Genomic DNA, 16,080 nt, shown 5'->3' with positions numbered 1-16,080 from the left:
ACTTGTTATGAGCAGGGGAAAACTTGCTATAAGCGGATGATAACTTGCAATGGGCAGGAAAAAACTCGCTGTAAAATGCCAATATTTCCGATGGCCTTTAATGTTATAATATGATGTGTAGAATAATCTGATAAGATATTTTGAGAAAATGATTTTAAAAACACAAGCTAATATGCAAATTAATTCTACGAAGTATTAGCTTGTGGACATGAAAATACCAATGTCATTCTCATATTACTGGTGGCGCTTTGCAGGCATGAGATGGCTCCACCGGCATTTGCTTTCAGTAAAAGCAGCTGGGCTAAAGAGATGACAGCAATTATAAAATTATACTTTATACTAAAAGACAGTTTCATGATCAACAAGGTAAGGTAGAGTTATCAATGATAAACAAAGCGATGAATAAAAACAAGAATATATTGGTGGTTGACGACGAAGTAAAAATTGTCCAGGTTATAAAATCATACCTGGAGAACAGCGGTTACACGGTATATGAAGCATATACCGCCAAACAGGCCCTGGAAAAATTCCAGGAGGTAAATCCTTCGCTTATAGTGCTGGATCTGATGCTCCCTGATATGGCGGGCGAGGATATCTGCAGGAAGTTAAGGGAAAAATCAAGAGTTCCTATAATCATGCTGACCGCAAAGGTTGACGAGGAGGATATCCTAAGAGGCTTGAATATCGGAGCCGACGACTATGTGACCAAACCTTTCAGCCCCAGGCAGCTGGTGGCCAGGATTGATGCTGTCCTGCGGAGAAGTGCCGACTCGGCGGCACCGCTGTCCGACATACTGTCCTTTAATAATGGCGATATCGTCATCAATACGCAGAAATATGAGGTAAAAAGGAAAGGAAAAGCTATAAATTTAACTCCGAAGGAATACAAGCTGCTGGTAACTATGGCGAAGCATCCCGATAAGGTTTTTACGAGGGAAGAATTGATATATTCGGTGCTGGGTGAGGATTATGACGGATACGACCGGACTATTGACACCCATATAAAAAACATAAGGCAGAAAATTGAACCGGATCCCCGGGCTCCGCGATACATTCTGACGGTTCATGGAATAGGCTATCGGTTTGGTGGTGAATGAGGTGAAATACAGCTTAAGAACCCGTCTGTCCCTTTCATATATTTTTGTTGCCCTGATATGCGTCTTTCTGGCTGGCATCCTCACGAACCTGCTGCTGGAAAAGCATTTCCGGGATTACATCATAAAAAACCAGGAGAGCATGAGCAGGGAGATCGTAAGTTCCGTGAGCAGGCAGTATACAGAGGATGGGAAATGGAACACCGATTCCATAGAAAACATATGCATCAGCGCTTTGGAAAAGGGAATGATCATCAAGGTGTCCGATTCCTCCGGAAAGGTCATATGGGATGCGACAGTCCATGATAATTCAAAATGCCAGGAGATAATCAGCCATATGGCTCAAAACATGAGAAACCGTTATCCAGGCTGGGAGGGCGGTTATGTGGTTGATGAATATCCCATTTTTAGCAGTCTGAACGAAATCGGCAAAATTGAGATTGGTTATATCGGGCCTTACTATTTCAGCGATAGCGACCTTGATTTCATAAATACAGTCAACAGGCTGATGATGGCTGTTGCTGTATTTTCCTTTTTCCTTTCTCTTTTTATAGGTGCAATGATGGCAAAGCGGCTGAGCACACCCATTTCCGGGATAATAAGCACGGCACGGATGATTTCAAAGGGATATTACAGTGACAGAGCCACTGTCAAGTCCAATACGAGGGAAATTGACCAGTTGGCAGAAACGGTCAACAACCTCGCCGAAACTCTGGAAAATCAGGAGTCTATTAGAAAGAGAATCACAGCAGACGTGGCCCATGAGCTCAGGACACCCCTGGCTACATTGCAAAGCCATATGGAGGCGATGATTGACGGGATATGGGAACCTGATGTCGAAAGGCTTAAAAGCTGCCATGAAGAGATCATAAGAATAAACCGGATGGTAGGGGATCTTGAAAAGCTGGCCAGGTATGAAGGTGAGAACCTGGTTTTGACCCGGACGAGCTTTGATATTTCGGAGCTCATCAGAAACCTGGTCCGGAATTTTGAAACCGGCTTCATGAACAAGGATATTTCCGTGAGTTTTTCCGGGGAGGAAGAGACGGTCTATGCGGATAAGGATAAAATAAGCCAGGTGATTATAAACCTTCTATCCAACGCCCAAAAATATACCCGGGAGGGAGGAAGGGTCGAGATAACGGTCAAAGGTGGCAACGAGGCCACGGAGATAAGAATTAAAGACAATGGCATAGGAATTCCCCCCGAGGATCTGCCCCATGTTTTTGAACGCTTCTACCGTGCGGACAAATCAAGAAACCGGCTGACCGGAGGTGCAGGAATTGGCCTTACCATCACCAAGGCAATAGTCGAAGCCCACAAAGGAAAGATTTTGGTTCAGAGCAAAATAAACGAGGGAACGGAGTTTATAATTTTTCTTCCGAAAATGAGCATGTCTGATAATTGAACATCAGCCTGTGAGAGGATAATATTAAATAACTTAACCCATTGTGCCGGTGCCTTAACTATAATGTAATGCAAAAAACGCTTTAAGGGGAAATTGATTTTGACAAGGCATGTCTGCTGATTACCAATATGTAGCGCATCAGAATTTTGATGGTGAAATTCGAATTGATTTTTTGTAAGATGTTGATTTTTGTCAAATTATAAAAACAAAAACGCGTATTTTGAAAAATAATGAAGGACATGAGGAGGCTTACAGTGCGAATCTGTAAGCTTTTTTGCAGGCTGCCATTACCTTGGATAAGCAAAATATAGCAAAAATTCAGTTGAATAGTTATGAGATAATTGATATAATATTGTTAAAAATTAAATAATTGCCAATCTTCGGTTGGACAAACACGGGTTTGATTCCAAAGGTATTTTGTTTCCAGGGTGGGAAACTCTTTATTTGGGTGGCCTGCTTTTATTTTGGTATTTATGTGCTATGAGGATTTTAAGTGATGTTTAGGACGGAAAAAGCACATAAATTATTTGTAAAAGTGTTAAAGTTTTTCCTAAGAACGCAGCATAATATTAGACAAAGGAGGTGCTCACATGGAACTAGCTATTAATCTTACTATTGTGGGAATGGTAGTTGTCTTTATCGTATTGATACTTTTATCGGCTATTATTTCACTGTTTTCAAAAATTGCAAGCGCCGGAAAGACGGGCGGCAAAGACAAAATGAACACAAAGGATAATGATATGCCGGCCCCCCAGGCTCACAAGGATGTTGTTGAAGAGTCAACAGCATACATAGAACAAAAGGACGACAGTGAGCTGGTAGCTGTATTGACTGCTGCCGTAATCGCGGCAATGGGCGGAAGTTCCGAATCCAACATACATGTGAAATCATACAGGCGCATACCCCAGATTTCTCCCGTATGGAATTCCGTCAGCAGAAAGGAGCAGATAGCTGCAAAGCTGTAGGTATCTAAGCTTGCAGGTGTTCTTTGCATGTAATACCCTGAAAGTGTTTTTGTTTTGCATTAATTGTACAGTATGTTTAAAAAGCTTTGCACAATTTAGTTAGAAGGATGGTTGTTATATATGCTTTCAGAATTCATTAATACCGTCAAAGATCTGATATTAAACTCAGGCTTCGTTCAGGGCAACTGGAAGGATTTTCTCATGATCGGCATTGCCTGTTTTCTTATATACCTGGCAATCGTGAGAAAATATGAGCCGCTTCTTCTTTTGCCCATATCCTTCGGTATGCTCCTGGCAAACCTGCCGGTGGTAGGCTTGAGCTCTTATGATGAAGGTGGACTCATTTACTACCTGTATCAGGGAGTAAAGATGGGAATATACCCGCCCCTCATATTCCTTGGCATCGGGGCGATGACCGACTTCGGTCCTTTGATTGCAAATCCTAAAAGCTTGCTTCTCGGTGCGGCTGCCCAGTTGGGTATTTTCATAACCTTCATAGGAGCCAGTGCCTTAGGCTATACTCCCCAGGAAGCCGGCGCGATAGGCATTATAGGTGGAGCTGACGGACCGACGGCCATATTCGTTACTTCCAAGCTCGCTCCTCATCTCCTCGGTCCTATAGCCATTGCTGCATACTCATATATGGCTCTTGTTCCCTTGATACAGCCGCCTATCATGAAGCTTCTCACAACCAAAAAAGAGAGGGAAATAGTAATGAAACAGTTAAGACCTGTTTCAAAAACGGAAAAGATCATATTCCCCATCATGGTAGCGATAATTGTTTCCTTCATAGTCCCTGATGCTGCCCCGCTTGTGGGAATGCTGATGCTGGGCAATCTTTTCAGGGAAAGCGGTGTCGTTGAAAGAATAAGTAAAACTGCACAGAACGAATTGATGAATATTGTCACCATCTTCCTTGGAGTTTCCGTTGGTGCAACGGCAACAGGGGATGCCTTCCTGGACAAAAAGACTTTAGGCATCATTGCTCTGGGGCTTGTAGCATTCTCTATCGGTACTGCCGGCGGTGTGCTTTTTGGCAAGCTGATGTGCTTTGCAACAGGAGGAAAGGTGAATCCTCTTATCGGTTCAGCCGGAGTTTCAGCCGTTCCTATGGCTGCCAGGGTTTCCCAGAAGGTCGGCCAGGAAGCCAATCCGGGAAACTTTCTCCTCATGCATGCTATGGGTCCGAATGTGGCAGGTGTTATCGGCTCGGCTGTCGCGGCCGGCGTGTTGCTCAGCGTATTGGGTTAATTGCCTTGAATTAAGCTAAACGCCTTGAGCCGCGGGCTCTAAGTAGGAAAAAGGCGGGAGATTGAACCTTTCGCCAGTCAAATAAAGATTACGAAGTCAAGGTCTGATTCCGGAAGAATATCGGAGTCAGGCCTTTTTATATGCTTTCTCACGTCCTGTATGATCAAAAAACTAAAACCGTTTGCTTCAGAACAACAAATGTTCGATGATCCGTTTTTCTTTTTCATGGTATGAAATAACCCGGTTATGCATAATTTAAAATAGGTATTTACACGAACACTTGTTCGGTATTATAATAGGGTGTGCGGGGTGGAAGAACTATGAATGACAGGATTATTATGCACGTGGATGCAAACAGTGCCTTTTTGTCGTGGTCTACCGTGTATGCTCTGCAGCATGGCGGAACAGTTGATTATCGGGAAATACCATCCATTGTAGGGGGAAATCAGGCGACCCGTCATGGTATTGTGCTTGCTAAAAGCATTCCGGCAAAAAAATATGGCATACAGACCGGTGAGCCTGTTGTCCAGGCGCTGCGGAAATGTCCGTCCCTTGTGGTGATTCCTCCGGAATACCATGTTTATATGCAGTGCAGTTCTGCGATGCTGGAAATATTAAAGGATTATTCGGACAGGATACAGGTTTTTTCAATTGATGAAGTATTTTTGGATTATACCGGCATGGAAAAAGTATTGGGAGATCCTGTGAAGGTAGCTCACCACATTAAGGACAGGATTAAAAAAGAGCTGGGGTTTACGGTTTCCATCGGCATATCCACCAACAAGCTGCTGGCGAAGATGGCTTCGGACCTTAAAAAGCCCGATGCTGTTACCACCCTTTACAGAGAGGAAATACCTTTCAAGATGTGGAAGCTCAATGTCAGGGACTTGTACATGGTTGGTGCGGCTACGGAGGCAAAACTCATGAAAATGGGGATATATACCATAGGAGACCTGGCCAATACGGAGGTGGAATATCTAAGATACAAGTTTAAAAGCTGGGGTGAGGTTTTATGGTGCTATGCCAACGGAATTGAGAATTCGGAAGTGAAGCCCGAAGGGGAAATACCATATGTAAAGGGCATAGGGAACAGCTGCACCATCCATTTTGATGTGGAGGATCGGGAAACCGCCCACAAGGTATTGCTGTCATTGGTGGAAACGGTGGGCATGAGGCTGCGTCACGGCAATTTTTGCTGCAGGCTTGTACAGGTGTCGATAAAGACCAACGAGCTTAAGTCCTATTCCCACCAGAGGAAGTTTTTTGTCCCAACGGACTGTACAAACGCCATATATGAAGAGGCATGCAGGCTTTTTGATGAAGCCTGGAAGGGCGAACCTATAAGGAATTTGGGGGTGAGGGTATCGGAGCTCTGCGGAAATGATTTTGTTCAGCTTTCCATGCTGGAAAAGGATTATGAAAAGCAAAGGAAGATAGATAAGGCCATAGATGGCATAAGAATGAAATTCGGAAGCCTAAGCGTCTTTAGGGCAGGATTCCTTTACTCCAGGCTTTCACCGCTCCAGGGCGGCATAGTTGAGGACTTTCCGGTGATGACAAGCATACTTTAGAAGGTGAGATAGATGAAGGTTTATATGAAACAGATAAAAATGATAGCGTGGTTTTCGGAAAATGGCACTTTGACGCCTTTTAAGTTTCAGATAAAGGACGACAATAATGAGTTTATTACTGTAAAAATAGGACGTATCTCGGAAAGAAGTGAAGAGAAGCTGGCCGGCAATCGAATGATGGTTTACCGTTGTCAAAGCGAAATCAACGGGGTGGAGAGGCAATATGAACTAAAGTATGAGGTTGCCACCTGCAAATGGTACCTCTATAAAATGTGAAGGAATAAGAGGTACCTTAATAAACTTTAGATAAACTTAAATTTGTTCATCTTCTACATCAATGCCAGCCAGCTTCATTAAATATATGGCGTTGCGGGTAGTGGAAGCCCCGGGACGGAGCTTGTAGTCGAAGCAAATTCTGCCATTCTCATAAAACTCCTGGAAGTGGTAGTTTTTTACCGCATTATTCTCTTTTTCCAGGTCGCACAGCTCCAGGTCATGAGTGGATACCAATCCGATTGATTTTGTGCTGCATAGCTTCCGTATCAGAACCTTTGCGCCCATATGCCTGTCTATGGAATTTGTTCCTTTAAAGATTTCATCCAGCAGAAAAAATACACTTTCACCTTCTTTGGATTTTGCAACAATTGACTTGATTCTCAAAAGCTCAGCATAAAAAGAAGATATGCTTTTCTCCAGATTGTCGCTCACCCGCATGCAGCTATGGACATGCATTAATGAAGCCCGGAAAAATCCGGCGCATACGGGCGCTCCCGCATAAGCCAAAACGAGGTTGATACCGGCGGCCCGAAGCAGAGTGCTCTTGCCGGACATGTTAGAACCGGTTATAAGAAGAGTATGTATGGGTTCCAGGATTTGCACGTCGTTGTTCACCCGTTCCCGTCCTAGCAGCGGGTGTCCCATGCCTTTTGCTTCAAAAACAGGCTTTTGGTTGGATGTGATTTCCGGCATCGACCACTCCGGATTATCAAATCTTAATATGGACAGGCTTGACAAAGCCTCAACAGTGCCGATGGCTTCAATCCAGGATTTTAGAAACCGACCTGACTTTTCTTTCCATCTTTCAAGAGCGATCAGATTTTGATAATCCCATAGGGTCAGTATGTTGAAAACAAAATAAAAGGCATTTTTCCTGTTATCCAGGGAATCTGCGATTTTAAACAACTTTTTCATTTGATAGCAGGCAGTCTGGCTTTCCCTGTTCATCATGCTGCCCTTTATGCTTTTCAGATATTCGGAGCGGAATTTTTGATTTTCCAATCGTTTTATCAGATTGTAATAGACCTTGATATCCTTGCTGTATTTTTTTGCCAGAAGGAAGTTGCTGTTTCGCTCCTTCTTTTTGACGGATAACAGGATATATTGAACCGCCAACGCAAGAGCCGGTATATAATAGGGTATAATGCCGGTTGCCCAGGCTGTAAGCAAAAGCAGAAGAGTGGCTGAGGGGAGCAGTTTTGCCAAGAAAACAACCCAAGCTTTTCTGAAGAAAGGATTTTCCTGATTTACCCAAGCAATCAGGCTTTCCGGGTTCTGCATTTTGGTTTCTGCCATAAGCCCTTCTGCCAGAAACCGCTGTCTCCAGCTTACTTTTCCTGCCAGTTCTTCAATGGCTGCTTGCCTTTTGCGGATATCATCTGCATTTGTTGGATGCCGGGTCAATAGGTCTGACAGCATACGTCGACCGGTATAAGTAATGGCAGCATTTATGCACTGAAACAGGGAGCCGGGGCCAAAGATATCGAGATCACCGGAGTAGGGATGGTTTTCATCCATGAAATCTTTACCATCATCGGGAAACTCATTCCACTCTCCTTTGCAGCGTTTAATGGAATCTTCATTGATTTTTGACAGTAAGGCGGTATATTCCTTGTTTTCAATAACTTTTGAGTGTTGTATGACCAGATAAGCAAATAGGATCAGGGTGGCAGCCATGACACCTGCCAGCAGTATATAGTTTCGCGTCGAGTAAAGAAGCAACGCTCCAGCAAAACCTGCCAACATAACCAGCAATCTTAGATTGCTTAAAAGATTGGATGCCTTTGTTTGCTTTTGAAGTAACCGATCATACTTATTTTTACGATTTTCATACACTTCTTTTGAAGTTTTCAAGTTTTTCGTCTCCTTATCAGCAGTTTTAATCTTTAGTTTCACTCCACAAGCTTTTTATAGTTTTCCATAAGCTCAATAAATTTGCTGCTGTCTCCGCCGGTGTCCGGGTGATACTTTTTAGCCAGCTCGCGGAATCGCTTTTTTATGTCATCCAGGCCGGCATGCGGTGGAAGGCCCATCCATTTAAGGATTTCAGGGTCATATAAACTATAGTTCACAATGCCGTTTTCCATATAATATTTGTAGTATACATTGAAAAAAAACTCGTTGATGACATCTTTGAAATCTTCTTTGCTCATAGAAAGTATATTTTCCAAAGAGTATCTGGCTTTTGAATTGCCAGCATTGTTTATGTTAAAAAATCTATCCCATACAAGGTCAATTTTTGGTTGCCTTCCGGCTGCCTCTGCATAGTCGAAAGTGTTTGCCGAACGTATTTTGATCTCGAGCTTTTTCAGGCTTCGGAGCTTTCTCTTTATTTCATCAACATTTTCCCAATTACATGGCATAAAAACCCTCCTTTTCAACTCAAGCAAAGGTCAGGCAACTTCTATTAAAGAATAAATCCAATGAGTTTACCCGACTGTTCTGGAAATCAACAGCACGATTTTATTAATAATAATACCATTATAAAGCAACTTGTTGCCAGTGAGACTAAATTTGTCAAAATGAAAATGGCCAATTGAAAAAGTAAATTCCACTTTTGCTGCCGGTAAAGTGAAATCTGTCTTTTCAAAATATCTAATAATAAAACACTTGAACAATTTTTCATATAATGCTTGACATTTTTTTATTGCATGAATATAATGGAAGTATAATATATGAATAATCGCTCAAGTGTTCAAGGGAGAGGGTGATGGAATGGCGAAGGAATATGAACAGATTGAAAGATGCGACTGTGACGTAATCCATGAGGATGTCGTAAATCAGGTGAAAAGCAAAATGCCGCAGGAAGAAACGCTCTATGACCTGGCGGAGTTGTTCAAAGTGTTCGGAGATTCGACACGGATCAAAATACTCTGGGCTTTGGATGAAGCGGAAATGTGCGTTTGCGATATCGCAGTGCTGCTCAACATGACGCAGTCGGCAATTTCCCACCAGCTAAGGGTATTGAAACAGGCCAATCTGGTAAAAAGCCGGAAGGAAGGGAAAATAGTATATTATTCCTTGGATGATGAGCATGTAAGGCAGATATTTGACCAGGGACTGATTCACATAAACGAGGAATAGGGGAATGGAGAAATATTGGAATAGTGGAAATAGTGGTGCAGTGATATATAGCAATATTTGAAATTTTTGAGACATTTAAAACATTTGAACATTTTAAGCATTGCGTATGTTTATTCCAGTATTTTAAAATTTTTAACATATAAAAATTATGAACATTTAAAAATTATAAGCTTTTAAATATTATAAACTTTTTTAAATATTACAGCAGTTGCTGACATAAAAATTAATAGAAGTCAATATATGAACACTTGTTCAATAAATCATATTAAAAACAAAAGGAAGGCGCTCAAAAGACCGGAAAACCGGGATTGAGATATATAAAGCAAAATCAGAAATTATAAAGGTTATAAAGGGGGATATATAGCTATGAAAAAGAAATTTATATTGGAAGGTTTGGGATGCGCCAATTGTGCGGCAAAAATGGAGAAGGCCATCAAAGAGCTTGACGGTGTGAGGGAAGCCAGCGTTAATTTCATAACTACAAAGCTCATCATTGATGGAGAAGATGAAAAAATGCCCGAAATTATACAGGCTGCAGAAAAGATAATAAAAAAGATTGAGCCGGATACCGTTATGAAAAAAGCTTAAAGGAGTTATGACTATGAAAAAGCATCTTTGGCGGATAATTATAGGTACGGCGGTGTTTATTGCGGCAATTGCCGTCGGGTCAGATATAAAATGGTTGCAGATCGCTCTTTTTGCGGCCAGCTACATTGTTGCAGGCGGAGATGTGGTTGGAAAAGCCGCTAGAAATATTATCAGGGGCAAGGTTTTCGATGAGAATTTTCTGATGGGCGTTGCCACAATTGGCGCCTTTTTGATCGGCGAATATCCGGAAGGCGTTGCGGTTATGCTGTTTTACCAGCTTGGAGAGCTCTTTCAGGACTATGCTGTTGATAAGTCAAGAAAGTCAATAGCGAGCCTCATGGACATCCGCCCGGATTATGCGAATGTGAAAAAGGGCGATGAGCTCATCAAAGTCGATCCTGATGAAGTTCGTGTCGGGGACATCATCGTAATAAAAGCGGGGGAAAAAATCCCTCTGGATGCCAGAGTTATTGAGGGCAGCTCAATGGTGGATACGTCAGCTCTTACCGGAGAGTCCGCTCTCAGGGAAGTCGATGTGGGAAGTGACATCCTCAGCGGGTGTATAAATGTAAACAGGGTTATCACTGCAGAGGTTACCAAGGAGTATGAAGAATCCACCGTAAGCAGGATTCTTGATCTGGTGGAGAATGCCAGCAGCAAAAAATCCAAATCGGAACAGTTTATAACCAAATTTGCGGGATATTACACCCCTGTGGTGGTTTTGGTTGCTGTTTTTCTTGCCTTTGTTCCTCCCCTTGTAATAAACGGAGCAGCTTTCAGCGAATGGATATACAGGGCGTTGTCCTTCCTGGTAGTATCCTGCCCGTGTGCTCTTGTCATCTCCATCCCGCTGAGCTTCTTCGGCGGTATAGGCGGAGCATCAAGAAAGGGTGTTCTGGTCAAGGGAGGCAACTATTTGGAAGCGTTGGCCAGGACTGAAATAATGGTTTTTGATAAAACCGGGACGCTTACAAAAGCTGTGTTCAATGTGCATGAGATTCATGCAGAAGGGATCTCCGAGGAACAACTGTTGGAACTGGCTGCATATGCTGAAAGCTATTCCAACCATCCGATTTCCGCATCCCTCCAGCGGGCTTATGGAAAAGAAATAGACAACCGGCGCATATCGGAGGTGGAGGAGATATCCGGACACGGCGTCAGCGCTACCATTGACGGGAAAAAGGTGCTGGCAGGAAATATAAAATTGATGGATAAGATGAATATCCCTTGCAGCAGGGAAGAGTTGGCCGGTACTGTGGTGCATGTCGCAGTGGATAATGTATATGCCGGTTACATCCTGATTGCCGATGAGATAAAGGCTGACTCAGCCCAGGCGATTAAGGAGCTGAAAGCTGCCGACATAAGGCAAACGGTTATGCTGACCGGAGACAACAGGAATGTAGGCGCAAAAGTTGCTAAAGAACTGGGGATAGATAAAGTGTATGCTGAACTGCTGCCCGGCGACAAGGTTGAAAAGCTGGAAGAGTTGTTTTCACAGAAATCCGCAAGGGGCAAGATTGCTTTTGTCGGTGATGGAATCAACGATGCTCCTGTTTTGGCCCGGGCGGACATAGGAATTGCGATGGGCGGGCTGGGATCCGACGCAGCCATTGAAGCGGCGGACGTGGTGATAATGACGGATGAACCGTCTAAAATAGCTACTGCGATTAGGGTTTCGAAAAAGACGCTGAAGATAGCATATCAAAATATAGTGTTTGCCATAGGAATAAAAATAACTGTCCTCGCTTTGAGCGCTTTCGGACTGGCCTCCATGTGGGCGGCCATCTTTGCCGACGTAGGAGTGACGGTTATTGCGATACTGAATTCTTTCAGAGCGCTGAATGTCAAAAATCTATAGCAAACCTTTTGACTTAGAGTATTGCATGCAAGAAATTTAAGGGGAGCTACATGGCTTAGGATGGATCTTTGCTTGAAAAAAATTGCTGCAGAAGCTATAGGCCAAGCTCTGTCTGAAAATATTTAAGCAAAGTATAGATATCAACTGGTACCGATCTTAAATTATAAAAAGGTTCCTTGGTTTAAAACAGGACTTGTACGAAGGCAGGTGGATAAGGTACCTGCCTTTTATTGCTTACGGATAAAGCATTTGCGCTCATCTGGCAGTCATATTTATATTTCTTAAAAAATATTGATATTATTGACAATGATTCTCATTATGGTAGAATTTAATTGAAAACGATTATTATTAATAATATGGGGGAAAGGTATAATGTCAATTAACGATTTAAAGACAGGTCAAAGTGCTGTGATTCATGCTATAGGCGGAAATCCGAAATTGGCAAAAAGGCTTAAGGCATTAGGATATATAGAAGGTACGAGAGTTACTGTGAGAGGGTCCGCTCCCTTAGGTGATCCGATCATTATCAAGCTTAGAGGTTTTGATATCGCCCTTCGAAGAAAAGATGCAGAGTTTATCAAAGTAAGGGAGGGCTAAAATGATTACCGCAGCATTGCTTGGAAATCCTAATGTGGGGAAGACTACTCTTTTTAACGCACTGACCGGTGCAAACCAATATGTAGGTAACTGGGCGGGAGTAACCATCGAAAAAAAAGAAGGTTTTTTCGGAAAAAATGTAAAGATTGTTGACCTGCCTGGGATATATGCCATGGATACATATTCCAATGAGGAGAAGATATCCAAAGAGTTCCTTCAAAGGGATGATGTGGACGTGGTTATTAACATTGTGGATGCATCCAACCTGAGCAGGAACCTGTATTTGACATTCCAGCTAAGGCAGTTTAACAAGCCTGTTGTGCTGGTGTTAAACATGATGGATGTTGCAAAAGCCAAAGGGATTGAGATAGATTGCGATAAGCTTTCCAAAAGGTTAGGGGTAACCGTCATACCAATTTCAGCTACCAAGAAAACAGGAATAAATAAGTTAAAGGAAGTGCTGGAAAACAGCAATTTTTTTACGTCTTTAATTGATAATGATTGTCAGTTGGATAATGAAGCCGATATTTACAGACATATAGAAGAAATACTGAAGGAGTGTACCCGAACCACCGGCGGGGATACAATTACACCCACCGAAAGGATAGACAAGCTGGTGCTTAATAAATATCTGGCCTATCCTTTTTTTATCCTGGTTATGTACTTGATATTCCAGTTTACCTTCAGTTGGGTGGGGCAGCCTCTTTCGGATATGCTGGACATGCTGGTGAACGATTATCTGGTGCCATGGGTAGGCAGTTTGCTGTCCGACAGCAATGAATGGTTCCAATCGCTTATCATTGACGGCATTATGGGAGGCGTTGGTTCGGTTATAGTATTTTTACCTGTGATACTAACGCTGTTTTTGGGCATATCCTTCCTGGAAGACAGCGGTTATATGGCTCGTGCTGCATTTTTGATGGACAAGATAATGAGGCGCATGGGGCTTTCGGGAAAAGCATTTATCCCAATGATGGTGGGATTTGGTTGCTCTGTTCCGGGAATAATGTCCACCCGCACGCTGGAAAGCGAAAAAGACAGAAAGCTTACGGCATTATTGGTACCACTCATGTCCTGCAATGCAAAGCTTCCCGTATATGTATTGCTGGCATCGGTTTTCTTTCCGGGAAAACAAACGTTGATAATATTTTCACTGTATCTTCTAGGTATTGCGATGGCTTTCATCGTAGGCTGGATTTTTGATAAGACCATCTTTAAAAAGGACGAAGAGCCTTTCATTATTGAGCTTCCCGAGTATAAGATGCCCGAAATGAGGGATCTGCTGATCCACACATGGAGAAAGGGAGAGAGCTTTCTCAAAAAGATGGGTACCGTTATTTTCGCAGCTTCGGTGATCATATGGTTTTTGTCCAGCTTTAATTTCTCCGGCCTTGCAGATATAAACGACAGCTTTCTGTCATATTTGGGGAAGGCTATAAATCCGATTTTCATACCGCTGGGGTTCGGAACCTGGCAGAATTCGGTATCCCTTCTTACCGGAATTGTGGCTAAGGAAGTGGTGGTCGGCTCCATGGGCGTATTGTATGGAGGAGATTTAAAAAGCATACTGCCGGGATTTTTCAATCCTCTTTCAGCTTATGCTTTCCTGGTGTTTGTGCTGCTGTATACCCCTTGTATATCGACAGTGGCCGCAGTTAAAAAAGAATACGGCGGAAAAATGATGGCCCTGTCCATCGTGTATCAAATACTGCTGGCCTGGGTTGTTGCATTTATTGTATACAGCTTGGGAAACTTGATTTTAGGGATAGTTTAAAGGAGGGAAAATATGTTCGTAGAAATAGCCATAGCAGCAGCTTTGGCAGTAGCCGCCGTGTATATATTATATAAAAATATTAAGAAAAGCGCATCAGGAAAATGCAGCGGATGTTCATACAAGTCGGAAGGGTGCTCCTGCTGTGCTGAAGAATCCAAAAAATGAATTTTGAAAATTTGAAAATATAAATATAATATTAAAACTCCTCCGGCTCATGCTGTAAAAGCCGAAGGAGTTTTTTAATACAGAGTTACAACTGAATATTAAACTAAGTATAATCCCAATCTAGTACAATATCAGTTTAAGTATGGCCTTAGTTTAAATATAATTTTATTTAAAATGCAATCATAAATTTAATCAGTTAAGAACCCTAAATTAAGGCAACATGCTATATCATAATTCAAGATTGTTTTTCTTAACATATTCCAGCAGGTCGTCCACAGTTGTAAAAGCAAGACCAGTAACCGTGTCGGCACATCCGTAGTAGATGGCGATACGACCGGTATCGGCATCGGTCAGTGCTGCGCAAGGGAATACCACATTGGGAACATCCCCGACACATTCATATAATTCTTCCGGTCCTAAGACATAGAACTTAGAACGGTATTTTACCTTCCATGGCTCATCCAGATCCAGAAGAGCAGCACCCATGCGGTATACAAAACCATTGCAGGTGTTTATGACACCATGATAAATCAGCAGCCATCCTTCATCAGTTTCTATTGGGGTAGGGCCGGCGCCGATTTTAGTTGACTGCCAGGCGGAAGCATCACCGCGGAAGGTGCCCATGACATAGCGGTGGTGACCCCAGAATTCCATATCCGGGCTTTTTGAGAAGAAAATGTCGCCAAAGGGCGTATGTCCGGTATCACTGGGACGGCTGAGCATTCCATAGTAACCTCCGATTTTGCGCGGGAAAAGCACACCATTTCTGTTGTATGGCAGAAAAGCGTTTTCCAGCTGATAGAAGGTTTTAAAATCGAAAGTATAGCCAATGCCGATGGTGGGGCCGTGGTAGCCGTTGCACCATGTGATATAATAACGGTCTTCAATGAAGCAGACCCTGGCATCATAGCGGTATTCCTTCTTCAGGATTTCCTCATCCGCTCCGATAAACTGGATCGGTTCCGTGTTGATTTTCCAATTCAAACCATCATCGCTGAATCCTGCATACAAATCCATGCTGAGCCCACGGCTGTCACAGCGGAAAACGCCTGCGAAGCCGCCATTGAAAGGAACAACGGCACTGTTGAAAATGCTGTTGGCATGGGGCATATCATGACGATGTATCACTGGATTTTTACTATAACGCCATATCGGCATATTATAGTTTGCCGGCTTATCCTCCCAAGGTATGTTTGGTAAAGGTGTACCGATTATTTTTGACATAGTTCTCATTCCTCATTTCTCTATTTTATGTTTAAATTTAATATTATTAACATAATGATTAGTAAAATCATTAAATCATATAACTTTTGTTTAGTAATTTTTGCTCTGATTCCGGAGCAATTTTAATGCTTGCTAGTGTACCGAGTTTCCTGTTTAATGCCGGCTGTCTATATCCTTAATATATTTCGGCAGAGATGCTTCAATCAGCTTATAGTCCATTTCATA

General features: G+C 42.6%; 15 protein-coding genes and 1 other annotated feature. Of the genes, 12 read left to right on the top strand and 3 right to left on the bottom strand.

Annotated features, from left to right (window positions below):
- Positions 1 to 398 precede the first annotated feature (398 nt).
- From CDO33_RS09935 to CDO33_RS09910, 6 genes are all read left to right on the top strand, one after another.
- Positions 399 to 1,097: a response regulator transcription factor gene (locus tag CDO33_RS09935; RefSeq protein WP_103080787.1), complete on the top strand. Its 699-nt coding sequence runs from the start codon at positions 399 to 401 to the stop codon at positions 1,095 to 1,097.
- 1 nt (position 1,098) lies between these two features.
- Positions 1,099 to 2,502 (top strand): sensor histidine kinase, encoded by a 1,404-nt coding sequence (locus tag CDO33_RS09930; protein WP_103080729.1) that lies wholly within the window; start codon positions 1,099 to 1,101, stop codon positions 2,500 to 2,502.
- 382 nt (positions 2,503 to 2,884) lie between these two features.
- Positions 2,885 to 2,940 (top strand) — a sequence feature (sodium ion sensor (DUF1646 type); this cis-regulatory element may regulate processes involved in with the transportation of sodium ions).
- Positions 2,941 to 3,092: 152 nt separating this feature from the next.
- Positions 3,093 to 3,467 carry an OadG family protein gene (locus tag CDO33_RS09925; protein WP_103080728.1) on the top strand — a complete coding sequence of 125 codons (375 nt, stop codon included), beginning with the start codon at positions 3,093 to 3,095 and terminating at the stop codon, positions 3,465 to 3,467.
- Positions 3,468 to 3,587: 120 nt separating this feature from the next.
- A complete protein-coding gene (locus tag CDO33_RS09920) occupies positions 3,588 to 4,718 on the top strand; it encodes a sodium ion-translocating decarboxylase subunit beta (RefSeq protein WP_103080727.1) in 1,131 nt (376 codons plus the stop codon).
- A 320-nt stretch (positions 4,719 to 5,038) separates the two neighbouring features.
- On the top strand, positions 5,039 to 6,289 hold the full coding sequence (locus tag CDO33_RS09915) for a DNA polymerase Y family protein (RefSeq protein ID WP_103080726.1): 1,251 nt from the start codon (positions 5,039 to 5,041) through the stop codon (positions 6,287 to 6,289).
- 12 nt (positions 6,290 to 6,301) lie between these two features.
- Positions 6,302 to 6,565: a hypothetical protein gene (locus tag CDO33_RS09910; RefSeq protein ID WP_103080725.1), complete on the top strand. Its 264-nt coding sequence runs from the start codon at positions 6,302 to 6,304 to the stop codon at positions 6,563 to 6,565.
- A 36-nt stretch (positions 6,566 to 6,601) separates the two neighbouring features.
- On the opposite strand, the gene CDO33_RS09905 is transcribed toward CDO33_RS09910, so the two are convergent.
- Together CDO33_RS09905 and CDO33_RS09900 are read right to left on the bottom strand one after the other, a co-directional pair.
- A complete protein-coding gene (locus CDO33_RS09905) occupies positions 6,602 to 8,419 on the bottom strand; it encodes a MutS family DNA mismatch repair protein (protein WP_103080724.1) in 1,818 nt (605 codons plus the stop codon).
- Between the two features lie 38 nt (positions 8,420 to 8,457).
- A complete protein-coding gene (locus CDO33_RS09900) occupies positions 8,458 to 8,928 on the bottom strand; it encodes a J domain-containing protein (protein ID WP_103080723.1) in 471 nt (156 codons plus the stop codon).
- 352 nt (positions 8,929 to 9,280) lie between these two features.
- Between CDO33_RS09900 and CDO33_RS09895 the strand changes: the two genes are divergently transcribed.
- The 6 genes from CDO33_RS09895 (at position 9,281) to CDO33_RS09870 (ending at position 14,631) form a co-directional block, all read left to right on the top strand.
- Complete coding sequence (locus CDO33_RS09895) at positions 9,281 to 9,649, top strand: ArsR/SmtB family transcription factor (protein ID WP_103080722.1); 369 nt, start codon at positions 9,281 to 9,283, stop codon at positions 9,647 to 9,649.
- Positions 9,650 to 10,015: 366 nt separating this feature from the next.
- A complete protein-coding gene (locus CDO33_RS09890) occupies positions 10,016 to 10,237 on the top strand; it encodes a cation transporter (protein ID WP_103080721.1) in 222 nt (73 codons plus the stop codon).
- A gap of 13 nt (positions 10,238 to 10,250) precedes the next feature.
- Positions 10,251 to 12,095 carry a heavy metal translocating P-type ATPase gene (locus CDO33_RS09885; RefSeq protein WP_103080720.1) on the top strand — a complete coding sequence of 615 codons (1,845 nt, stop codon included), beginning with the start codon at positions 10,251 to 10,253 and terminating at the stop codon, positions 12,093 to 12,095.
- Positions 12,096 to 12,467: 372 nt separating this feature from the next.
- Positions 12,468 to 12,692, top strand: coding sequence for a FeoA family protein (locus CDO33_RS09880; protein WP_103080719.1), 225 nt, complete (start codon positions 12,468 to 12,470; stop codon positions 12,690 to 12,692).
- 1 nt (position 12,693) lies between these two features.
- Entirely contained in the window at positions 12,694 to 14,466 is a 1,773-nt protein-coding gene (gene feoB, locus CDO33_RS09875) for a ferrous iron transport protein B (RefSeq protein ID WP_103080718.1), read from the top strand.
- 12 nt (positions 14,467 to 14,478) lie between these two features.
- On the top strand, positions 14,479 to 14,631 hold the full coding sequence (locus CDO33_RS09870) for a FeoB-associated Cys-rich membrane protein (RefSeq protein WP_103080717.1): 153 nt from the start codon (positions 14,479 to 14,481) through the stop codon (positions 14,629 to 14,631).
- Positions 14,632 to 14,859: 228 nt separating this feature from the next.
- Here the strand turns inward: CDO33_RS09870 and CDO33_RS09865 are convergent, their stop codons facing one another.
- The gene (locus tag CDO33_RS09865; RefSeq protein WP_103080716.1) at positions 14,860 to 15,855 is read right to left on the bottom strand and encodes a glycoside hydrolase family 130 protein; all 996 of its coding nucleotides are present in this window, start codon (positions 15,853 to 15,855) and stop codon (positions 14,860 to 14,862) included.
- Positions 15,856 to 16,080 lie beyond the last annotated feature (225 nt).

It is taken from the genome of Clostridium thermosuccinogenes (genome assembly GCF_002896855.1).
Taxonomy (GTDB): Bacteria; Bacillota; Clostridia; order Acetivibrionales; family DSM-5807; genus Pseudoclostridium; species Pseudoclostridium thermosuccinogenes.
Note: the sequence above shows the minus strand (reverse complement) of the source record. Positions and strands in the feature narration are given on the sequence as shown.